9 protein-coding genes are annotated in these 10,268 nt (G+C 66.3%); all 9 read left to right on the forward strand.

The genetic code is table 11. The features are described 5' to 3' along the window. The first annotated feature begins 74 nt into the window (after positions 1–74). The 9 genes from pyrH (at position 75) to lpxD (ending at position 10,206) form a co-directional block, all read left to right on the forward strand. Complete coding sequence (gene pyrH / locus CEK29_RS10290; RefSeq protein ID WP_094799532.1) at positions 75–791, forward strand: UMP kinase; 717 nt, start codon at positions 75–77, stop codon at positions 789–791. Between the two features lie 16 nt (positions 792–807). Next, a complete protein-coding gene (frr, locus tag CEK29_RS10295; RefSeq protein ID WP_094799533.1) occupies positions 808–1,368 on the forward strand; it encodes a ribosome recycling factor in 561 nt (186 codons plus the stop codon). Between the two features lie 172 nt (positions 1,369–1,540). Further along, on the forward strand, positions 1,541–2,302 hold the full coding sequence (gene uppS, locus CEK29_RS10300; RefSeq protein WP_094799534.1) for a polyprenyl diphosphate synthase: 762 nt from the start codon (positions 1,541–1,543) through the stop codon (positions 2,300–2,302). Between the two features lie 24 nt (positions 2,303–2,326). Beyond that, a complete protein-coding gene (locus CEK29_RS10305) occupies positions 2,327–3,184 on the forward strand; it encodes a phosphatidate cytidylyltransferase (protein ID WP_094799535.1) in 858 nt (285 codons plus the stop codon). Further along, positions 3,181–4,380, forward strand: coding sequence for a 1-deoxy-D-xylulose-5-phosphate reductoisomerase (locus tag CEK29_RS10310; RefSeq protein ID WP_094858029.1), 1,200 nt, complete (start codon positions 3,181–3,183; stop codon positions 4,378–4,380). The genes CEK29_RS10305 and CEK29_RS10310 overlap by 4 nt, the downstream gene beginning before the upstream one ends. Before the next feature lie 243 nt (positions 4,381–4,623). Continuing rightward, positions 4,624–5,958, forward strand: coding sequence for an RIP metalloprotease RseP (gene rseP / locus CEK29_RS10315; protein WP_094799537.1), 1,335 nt, complete (start codon positions 4,624–4,626; stop codon positions 5,956–5,958). A gap of 52 nt (positions 5,959–6,010) precedes the next feature. After that, positions 6,011–8,374 carry an outer membrane protein assembly factor BamA gene (gene bamA / locus CEK29_RS10320; RefSeq protein ID WP_432759231.1) on the forward strand — a complete coding sequence of 788 codons (2,364 nt, stop codon included), beginning with the start codon at positions 6,011–6,013 and terminating at the stop codon, positions 8,372–8,374. 149 nt (positions 8,375–8,523) lie between these two features. Continuing rightward, on the forward strand, positions 8,524–9,108 hold the full coding sequence (locus tag CEK29_RS10325) for an OmpH family outer membrane protein (RefSeq protein ID WP_094799539.1): 585 nt from the start codon (positions 8,524–8,526) through the stop codon (positions 9,106–9,108). Positions 9,109–9,114: 6 nt separating this feature from the next. Beyond that, complete coding sequence (gene lpxD / locus CEK29_RS10330; RefSeq protein ID WP_094858030.1) at positions 9,115–10,206, forward strand: UDP-3-O-(3-hydroxymyristoyl)glucosamine N-acyltransferase; 1,092 nt, start codon at positions 9,115–9,117, stop codon at positions 10,204–10,206. The last annotated feature ends 62 nt before the right edge of the window (positions 10,207–10,268 follow it).

The raw sequence follows: 10,268 nt of genomic DNA on the forward strand, positions 1-10,268 counted from the left end.
GTTGCCTGAAACCCCTGTGACCGGCCTATTTCTTGTCTTACACTTTCGTCGGATCGTTCCTCGGGATATCACCTATGAGCAGCAGATCATATAAACGGGTTCTTCTCAAACTTTCCGGCGAGGCGCTGATGGGCGACGATGCTTTCGGCATCAATCGCTCCACCATCGTCCGCATGACCGATGAAATCGCCGAGGTCGCCGCCATGGGCGTCGAGCTGGCCATTGTCATCGGCGGAGGCAACATCTTCCGTGGCGTCGCGCCCGGTGCGCAGGGCATGGACCGCGCCACCGCCGACTACATGGGCATGATGGCCACCATCATGAACGCGCTTGCCCTGCAAGACGCGCTCAAGCACAAGGGTGTCGACACCCGCGTGCAGTCGGCCCTCAATATCGACCAGGTGGTCGAACCCTACATCCGTCCCAAGACCCTGCGTTACCTCGAAGAGGGCAAGGTCGTGATTTTCGCGGCGGGCACGGGCAATCCGTTCTTCACCACCGACACCGCCGCCGCCTTGCGTGGCGCCGAGATCGGTGCCGAGATCGTGCTCAAGGCCACCAAGGTCGACGGTATCTATAGCGCGGATCCCAACAAGGATCCGACCGCCACGCGTTATGCGCGCATCAGCTTCGACGAAGCCATCGTGCGCCGTCTCGAGGTGATGGACGCCACGGCCTTCGCGCTGTGCCGCGACCAGAAGCTGCCCATCAAGGTGTTTTCGATCAACAAGTCGGGCGCGCTCAAGCGCGTGGTCGGCGGCGAAGACGAAGGCACGTTGGTACACGTTTGAGAAAAAGGAAATAGCCATGAGCGTTGCAGAAACCCGCAAATCCGCCGAGACCAGGATGAGCAAGTCCTTGGACACGCTCAAGACCAACCTGTCCAAGATCCGCACCGGCCGGGCTCACACCGGCATCCTCGATCACGTGCAGGTCGAGTACTACGGTTCGCCGGTCCCGGTGGGCCAGGTCGCCAACGTCAACCTCGTCGACGCCCGCACGATCAGCGTGCAGCCCTACGAGAAGCAGATGGCCGGCCCCATCGAAAAGGCGATCCGCGAATCGGATCTGGGTCTGAACCCCATCTCGATGGGCGAGACCATCCGCGTGCCGATGCCCGCCCTGACCGAAGAGCGTCGTCGTGACCTCACCAAGGTCGTCAAGAGCGAAGGCGAAGACGCCAAGGTCGCCGTGCGCAACCTGCGTCGTGAAGCCAACGAAACGCTCAAGAAGCTGGTCAAGGACAAGACCATCTCCGAAGACGACGAGCGTCGCGCCCAGGACGACGTGCAGAAGCTGACCGACCGTTTCGTGGCCGACATCGACAAGCTCGTGACGACCAAAGAAGCGGAAATCATGACCGTATAATTGCGGACTGGCGTCTGTCCCGCCCAGGCGGGACCGACGCCGTGATTACTGCCCAGGCGCCGTCACCGCCGCGCTGCCGCCAGGCCCGGCGGTGCGCGACACCGGGACGGCGCAGTTTTTTGCAGGCCTTATCCCGAGCGCCAGCGTTCGTCACTCCGCTAGGCTTTCATTCATGGTCATCAGTTCCACCCAGGCGATTCCCGATACCGAGGCCGTACCGCAACACGTTGCCATCATCATGGATGGCAACGGGCGCTGGGCCACGCGTCGGCATCTGCCGCGCACGGCGGGCCATGCAAAGGGCGTGCAGGCGGTACGCCGCGCCGTCGAGGCCTGCGGTCGCCGCGGCGTGCGCTATCTCACGCTGTTCGCGTTCAGCTCCGAAAACTGGCGCCGGCCGGCCGACGAGGTCTCGCTGCTGATGCGCCTGTTCGTTCAGGCGCTCGAGCGCGAAGTCGACAAGCTGCAGGAGCAGGGCGTGCGCCTGCACGTGGTGGGCGATCTCTCGCCCTTCGAGCCGCGTCTGCGCGAACTCATCGCTCAGGCGCAGGACCGCACCGCCGGCAACGACCGCCTGCACCTGACCGTGGCCGCCAACTACGGCGGCCGCTGGGACATCCTGCAGGCCACCCGCGCCATGCTCCGCGCCCGGCCCGAGCTCGCCGCCGATCCCGACGCGATCGACGAAGCCGCGCTGGCCGAGCATCTCTCGATGGCATGGGCTCCCGAGCCCGACCTGTTCATCCGCACCGGCGGCGAGCAGCGCATCTCCAACTTCCTCATCTGGCAGCTCAGCTATACCGAGCTGTTCTTCACCGATAAGTATTGGCCCGACATCGACGCCGAAGCGCTCGATGCCGCGTTCGAGTGGTATCGCACCCGTGAACGCCGATTCGGCCGCACCAGCGCGCAGTTGCGCGACGCCAAGCGTTAAACCTCTTTCATCGGAGTCCGCCTCATGCTCGGCCAGCGTATCGTCACCGCCATCGTTCTTCTCGCTATCCTGGCCGGCGCGCTCGCCGCGCCCAACCCCTGGTGGTTCGTTGCGCTGCTGGCGCTCGGCGCCGCCTGCGCCAACTGGGAGTGGCTGCGCCTGACCTTGCCGCGCCCGCCCAGCAAGGCGGTGGCCGTGGGCGTGCCCGTCGTGCTGTTCGGCCTCATGCTCGGTCTCACCCACCTGTGGCTCGGCGGCGCCACCGCCGGCGCCCAGGTGGCGGTCTGGCTGCTGCAGGGCCTGGTGCCGGTGGTCGCGCTGGTGTGGCTGGTCGGCGCCTGGACGGCCGTCTATCGCGGGCGCTCCGACGCGCCTCCCGCCAGCCTGGGCTGGTCGGTGTTTTCGGTGCTGGCCGTGTTCGCCGCCTGGTCGGTGCTGGCGCTGTGGTTCATGACGCGCGGCGGCCTGTATGTCATTTCGCTGCTGGCGCTGGTCTGGATCGCCGACATCGCGGCCTATTTCGCGGGTCGTGCGTTCGGCAAGCGCAAGCTGGCTCCCAAGGTCAGTCCCGGCAAGACCATCGCGGGCGCCGTGGCCGGCGTCGGCGGCGCGGTACTCTGGATCGTGATCTCCGGCCAGTATCAAGGCACCTATGCGGCCGACCTGTTCGCACGCGGATCGTGGCTGCTCGCGCTGCCCGCCGGCGTGATCCTCGGCGTGGTGTCGATCGTCGGCGATCTGTTCGAGTCGCTGCTCAAGCGCCGCGCGGGCGTCAAGGATTCGAGCGCGCTGCTGCCGGGCCATGGCGGCGTCTATGACCGCATCGACGCCATCCTGCCGGTGGCACCGATCGCGCTGCTCTTGACTGGAGTGTTGTTTTGACCGGTTTTCAACGCATCGCCGTGCTGGGCTCCACGGGCTCGATCGGCGAAAGTACCCTGGACGTGATCGCGCGTCATCCCGACCGGCTCGGGGTCTACGCGCTGTCGGCCTACAGCCGCATGGAGCGCCTGGCCGAGCAGGCCGTGGCGACCGGCGCCGCCGTCGTGGTCGTGCCGTCCGACGATGCGCGTGCGCGCTTTCTGGCCGCGTGGCCGGCGGCGGCGCGCCAGCCCGACGTGCGCGTGGGTAGCGAGGCCCTGGCCGAGGTGGCCGCGGCCCCCGAGTGCACCACGGTGATGGCGGCGATCGTCGGCGCGGCCGGGTTGCCCGCGGCGCTGGCCGCCGCCCGGTCCGGCAAGCGCGTGCTGCTGGCCAACAAAGAAGCCCTGGTCGCGGCCGGCGCCTTGTTCATGGCCGCCGTGCGCGACGCCGGCGCCGAGCTGCTGCCGATCGACAGCGAACACAACGCCATCTTCCAGTGTCTGCCGCACGGCGGGCGTGCCGGTGCGCCGCAAGCGCCCGCGCGCGGCGTGCGCAAGCTCATCCTGACCGCGTCGGGTGGGCCGTTCCGCCGCCACGATCCGGCGGACCTCGAAAACGTCACGCCCGAGCAGGCGTGCGCCCATCCCAACTGGAGCATGGGCCGCAAGATCTCCGTCGATTCGGCCACCATGCTCAACAAGGGCCTGGAGGTCATCGAGGCGCACTGGCTGTTCGCCATGCCGGCCGACCGGATCGAGGTGGTGATCCATCCGCAGAGCGTCGTGCACTCGATGGTCGAATACGACGACGGCTCGGTACTGGCCCAGCTCGGCCAGCCCGACATGCGTACCCCGATTTCGTATGGCCTCGGTTTTCCGGAGCGCCTCGAAAGCGGGGTCAGCCCGCTCGACCTGACCCGCTGGGGACGGCTCGACTTCGAAAAGCCCGATTTCGAACGCTTTCCCTGTCTGGACCTGTCGTTCCAGGCCCTGCGGGCCGGGCAGGCCGCCTGCATCACGCTGAACGCGGCCAACGAGGTCGCGGTCGCCGCGTTCCTCGAAGGACGGCTGCCCTACACCTGGATTCCGCGCGTGATCTCCGCCGCGCTGGAGTGGCAGGCCGGGCTGTCATCTGTTACGCTCGCCGGCTTGGACGACGTGCTTGCACTGGACGTGGCCGTACGCCGGTTTGCCGGCGATCTGGGCACCGCCTGAGCAGCCGCCGGCGCGCGATGCGCGCCCGGCGCCGCCCCACGTCGGCCAGGCAAGCGCGGCCCGGTGTGGCGCCTGGCCTGCCGCGCATCCGTTTGCGCCTGGCCGGCCCGTTCCGCCCCTACGCCTCGCTCCCGAAACACGGTACCCGATGCATCGTCCACCCGGCATGCGATCGGCTCACGGCATGCGCCGCCTCGGTTTCTCCGGCAGGCGCGCGCCGGCATCTGAGTAGGCTTTCGCACCATGATTTTCACCTTGCTGGCCTTTGTGGTCGCGCTGGGCACCCTGATCACCTTCCATGAGCTGGGGCATTACTGGGTGGCGCGCCTGTGTGGCGTGCGCGTGCTCCGTTTCTCGCTCGGCTTCGGCCGCGTGCTGCTGCGCCGTTACGATCGCAACGGCACCGAGTGGGCGCTGTCCGCCATTCCGCTGGGCGGCTACGTCAAGATGCAGGACGACGCGCCGCCGGGCGCGCCGCTGGCCGAGGTCAAGCGCAGCTTCAACGCGCAACCGGTCGGCCGCCGCATCGCCATCGTCGCCGCCGGCCCCATCTTCAATCTGATCCTCGCCATCGCGCTCTATGCCGGCCTGAACATGGTCGGCACGCAGGTGCCCGCCGCCATCGTCGGCGCGCCCGTCGCCGATACCCCGGCGGCCCAGGCAGGCTTCAGCGCCGGCGATCGCATTCAGTCGGTGGGTGGCCAGCAGATCGAATCCTGGTCCGACGCGCGCTGGCGCCTGCTGGACCTGCTCTCGTCGGGCGGCAGCACCGATGTGCGGGTGAGCGACGAGGCCGGCCGCGAACGCGAGCTGCGCCTGACCGCGCCGGCCGGCAATCGCATGGATCCCGCCGACGGCGATCCGCTCGTGGCGCTCGGTCTGCGCCTGGCACAGGCCAAGCCCATCGTGCGCGAAGTGATCGCGGGCGGGGCAGGGGAGGCCGCCGGCCTGCGCGCGGGCGATCTGATCGTGCGCGCGGGCGACGCCCAGGGCCTGGATGCCGGCGCGCTCGTCGCACTCATTCAGCAGCATCCCGATCAGGCCATGCCGATCACCGTGGTGCGCGACGGCGCCCAGGTCTCGCTCGAGATCGTGCCGCGCGCCGAGCAGGTGCAGGGCAAGCAGATCGGCCGCATTGGCGTGCAACTCGGCGGCGACGTGCCCATGGTCACGCAGCGCTACGGCTTTTTCGAGAGCATCGCCCGTGGCGCCCAGCGCACCTGGGACACCGCCTGGCTGTCGCTGCGCATGATGGGCCGCATGGTCACCGGCGACGTGTCGTGGCGCAATGTGAGCGGCCCCGTCACCATCGCCGACTACGCCGGCCAGACCGCGCGTATCGGCCTCGAAGCCTACATTGCCTATCTCGCGCTGATCAGCATCAGCCTGGGTGTCCTGAATCTGCTTCCCATTCCCATGCTGGATGGAGGGCATCTGCTGTACTATCTCGTCGAAATCGTACGAGGGCGTCCCGTGCCTGATCGGTGGATCGACATCGGCCAACGCGCCGGCGTCGGTTTGCTGGCCTGCCTGATGGGCCTCGCGCTTTTCAATGATTTTGCGCGGCTATTCACTTAGACGCGAATCGAATAAAATCCCCCGCCATTTGCACGACCGAGGAAAGCCAAGGATGTTTTTTCGCCGGATGATGAATTCCAGGAGCGATATGCAAGAAAAGGGTCTCTTCAAGAAGGCCAAACTGCCGAGCTTGCTTGCCGCTCTGCTCTTGCCGGCGCTTGCCCATGCCTTCGATCCCTTCGTCGTGCGCGATATCCGCGTCGAAGGCATTCAACGTACCGATGCCGGTACCGTCTTTGGCTATCTGCCCGTCAAAGTGGGCGAGAAGTTCACCGAACAGGACGCCACCGAAGCGGTGCGCCGCCTGTACGGCACGGGCTTCTTCAGCGACGTCCAGATCCAGACCGACAACAACGTCGTGGTCGTGGTCGTCCAGGAACGCCCCACGATCGCGTCGATCAGCTTCAACGGCATGCGTGAGTTCGATTCCAAGAACATCACCAAGTCGCTGGCGCAGGTCGGCTTCGGCGAAGGCCGCATCTTCGATCAGTCGATGCTCGAGCGCGCCGAATACGAGCTCAAGGAACAATACCTGGGCAAGGGCAAGTACGGCGTGGAAGTCACCGCGACCGTCACGCCGCTGCCCCGCAACCGCGTGGGCGTGAGCTTCGACGTGTTCGAAGGCGAAGTCGCCAAGATCCGCGAGATCCGCGTGGTCGGCAACAAGGCCTTCTCCGAGAGCGAGCTGATGGATCAGTTCGACCTCTCCACGCCGGGCTGGCTGACCTGGTACACCAACACCGACAAGTACTCGCGCGAAAAGCTCGAAGGCGATATCGAACGCCTGCGTTCGTTCTACCTCGACCAGGGCTACCTCGAGTTCACCGTCGAGCCGCCGCAGGTCACGATTTCGCCCGACCGCAAGGACATCTACATCACCGTCACGGTGCATGAAGGCGAGCCCTACAAGGTCCGCAGCATCAAGATGGCGGGCAACCTGCTCGGCCTCGACGGCGAGATCAACAAGCTGGTGGAGCTCAAGGCAGGCGAGACGTTCTCGGCCGCCAAGGCCAACAACTCCGCCAAGGCCATCACCGACTACCTGGGCGAACTCGGTTACGCGTTCGCCAACGTCAACCCGAACCCGCAGCTCGACCGCGCCAAGCACGAGGCCGACGTCACGTTCTACGTCGACCCGAGCCGCCGCGTGTACGTGCGCCGCATCCAGATCGGCGGCAACACCCGCACGCGCGACGAAGTCGTGCGCCGCGAAGTGCGCCAGCAGGAAGCCGCCTGGTACGACGCGGGCGACATCAAGGTCTCGCGCGATCGCGTCGACCGCCTGGGCTACTTTAACGAAGTCAACGTCAAGACCGATCCGGTGCCGGGTTCGCCCGACCAGGTCGACGTCAACGTCGACGTGAAGGAAAAGCCCACCGGCATGATCAACCTCGGCGTGGGCTACGGCTCCTCCGAAAAGGCGATTCTGTCGGCCGGTATCAGCGAAGACAACGTGTTCGGCAGCGGCACCAACCTGACGCTGCAGCTCAACACCAGCAAGACCAACCGCGCGGTGGTGCTCTCGCATACCGATCCGTACTTCACCACGGACGGCATCAGCCGCACCACGTCGGCCTACTACCGCGTGACCGAGCCCTGGAACAACAACGACGGCGACTACCGCGTCAAGGCCATGGGCCTGGGCATGAACTTCGGCGTGCCCATCTCGGAATACGACCGGATCTTCCTGGGCGGCACGTTCGAGCGCAACCAGATCGACCTGTACAACAACTCGCCGCTCGCGTATCGCAACTTCGTCGACCAGTACGGCGATTCGACCAACGCGTTCATCTTCAACACGGGCTGGTCCAAGGACACCCGTGACAGCGCGCTGGCCCCGACCAAGGGTTCGTACACGCGCCTGAAGGGCGACCTGTCGACCATGGACCTGAAGTACTACCTGCTCACCGCGCAGCAGCAGTACTACCTCCCGCTGGGCCGCGCCTACACGCTCGCGCTCAACGGCATGATCGACTACGGCCGCAGCTACGGCAGCCTCGACTACCCGGTCATCAAGAACGTCTACGGCGGCGGCATCGGTACCGTGCGTGGCTACGAAGGCGCCTCGCTGGGTCCGCGCGACTCGCTCACGGGCGACTACCTCGGCGGTTCGCGCCGTATCGTGGCCAACGCGCAGCTTTACCTGCCGTTCCCGGGTGCTTCCAAAGATCGCACGCTGCGCTGGTTCGTGTTCGCCGACGCGGGTCAGGTGTCCGCGGGCAGCGGCATGGCCTGCACGGCCGGCAAGAACAACTCCGAGGTCGAGGATCCTTGCGGCTGGCGCTACTCGGCCGGTGTCGGCCTGTCGTGGCAATCGCCGCTGGGCCCGCTGCAGCTGTCGTATGCCCGTCCGCTCAATTCGAAGCCGGGCGACGATACCCAGGCCTTCCAGTTCCAGATCGGTACCGGTTTCTGATCTGACACGCAGCGGCGCACTTCGGTGCGCCGCGCGTTTGCCTGGATTGGTTACGCCTGAAACATCGCGATTTGGGCCCTGGACTGGCTCCATCGTGGTTTAGTGGCACAATATTGTTTTGCTTTACCTCATTCGAAGGTGAGATTTTCATGATGTCTGATTTCGCACTCAACAACTCGGGTTCCATGCGCGCTGCCGTCGCCGGTACGCGCGCCGGTCGCAAGCTGGGCACTTCGCTGGCGCTGATGGGTGCGCTGGTGCTCGGCCAGGCCGCCGTCGTCTCGACGGCGCATGCGCAAGCGCAAGCCACGAAGATCGGCTTCGTGAACACGGAACGGATCCTGCGTGAGTCGGGCCCGGCCAAGGCCGCCCAGAGCAAGATCGAATCCGAGTTCAAGCGTCGCAGCGACGAGCTCGACAGCCTGACCTCGAAGCTGCGCAGCCAGGCCGAGCGTTTCGACAAGGACGCCCCCGTGCTGTCCGAATCGGATCGCGTCAAGCGCCAGCGCGAACTGTCGAACCTCGACATGGACCTGCAGCGCAAGCGTCGTGAATTCCAGGAAGACTTCAACCGTCGCCGCAACGAAGAATTCTCGGGCATCGTCACGAAGGCCAACGACGCCATCAAGCGTATCGCCGAGCAGGAAAACTACGACCTGATCGTCCAGGATGCCGTCACCGTCAATCCGCGTGTCGACATCACCGACAAGGTCATCCAGAGCCTGGGTCGCTAATCGCCCATGCCGGTTCTGCTGGATATCGCCCGGGCGCCCAAGCTTGACGCTTTGCTCGCCGGGGCCAACACCCAAGGGCTGGACTGGCAGCTCGATGCCTCCCAGGCTGGCGATCTCCCGCAGATCCTTGGCCTGGGCACGCTGTCCGGCGCGGGTCCGCAGGAAATCAGCTTCCTGTCCAACCCGCGCTATCAAAGCCAGCTGGCCGCCACGCGCGCCGGCGCGGTGATCGTCTCCCCCGATGTCGCCGCGGCCCTCCAGCAAGAGGGCCACACGGCGTTCATCCGTGTCGTCTGCAAGCATCCCTATCTGCTGTACGCCCGCCTGGCTCAGTGGTTCGACGCCGCGCGTCGTCCGCCGGCGCCGCCTGGCGTGCATCCCAGTGCCATCGTGGCCGCCGACGCGGTGATCGAGCCGGGTGCCAGCATCGCGGCGCAATGCGTCATCGAAGCCGGCGTCCGCATCGGTCGTGATGCCCGTATCGGTCCGGCCTGTGTGATCGGCCGGGGCGCGCAGATCGGCGCGGACACCGTGCTGCACCCGCGCGTCACGCTGTACGAGGGCGTGAAGGTGGGCGAGCGCTGCATTCTGCACAGCGGCGCGGTGCTCGGCGCCGATGGTTTCGGCTTCGCGCCCGATCCCACGCTGGGCAAGGGCGCCTGGGGCAAGATTCCTCAGCTCGGCGCGGTCAGCGTGGGCAACGACGTCGAGATCGGCGCCAACACCACGATCGATCGCGGCGCGCTCGACGACACCGTCATTGCCGACGGCGTCAAGCTCGACAACCAGATCATGATCGCGCACAACGTGCGAATCGGCGCGCACACGGCGATTGCCGCGTGTGTGGGCGTGGCCGGTTCCACGAGTATTGGCGAGCGCTGCACCATCGGCGGGGCGGCTATGCTTTCGGGTCACCTGGTCCTGGTCGACGACGTGCACATTTCGGGTGGCACGGCCGTGACCTCGAACATCAACAAGCCCGGCCGCTACACCGGCGTGTATCCCTACGCCGACCACGGCGAATGGCAGCGCAACGCCGCCGTGATACAACAGCTGTCAAAACTGCGCCGCCGCGTGCGGACGCTGGAACAGGAATAAGGCGCGAGGCGCCGGAAGCACGTCCGCAGTCCGTGCCGAGCAGGCCGGGCCGAGAGGACGTG

The organism is Bordetella genomosp. 5 (assembly GCF_002261475.1).
Lineage (GTDB): Bacteria > Pseudomonadota > Gammaproteobacteria > Burkholderiales > Burkholderiaceae_B > Bordetella.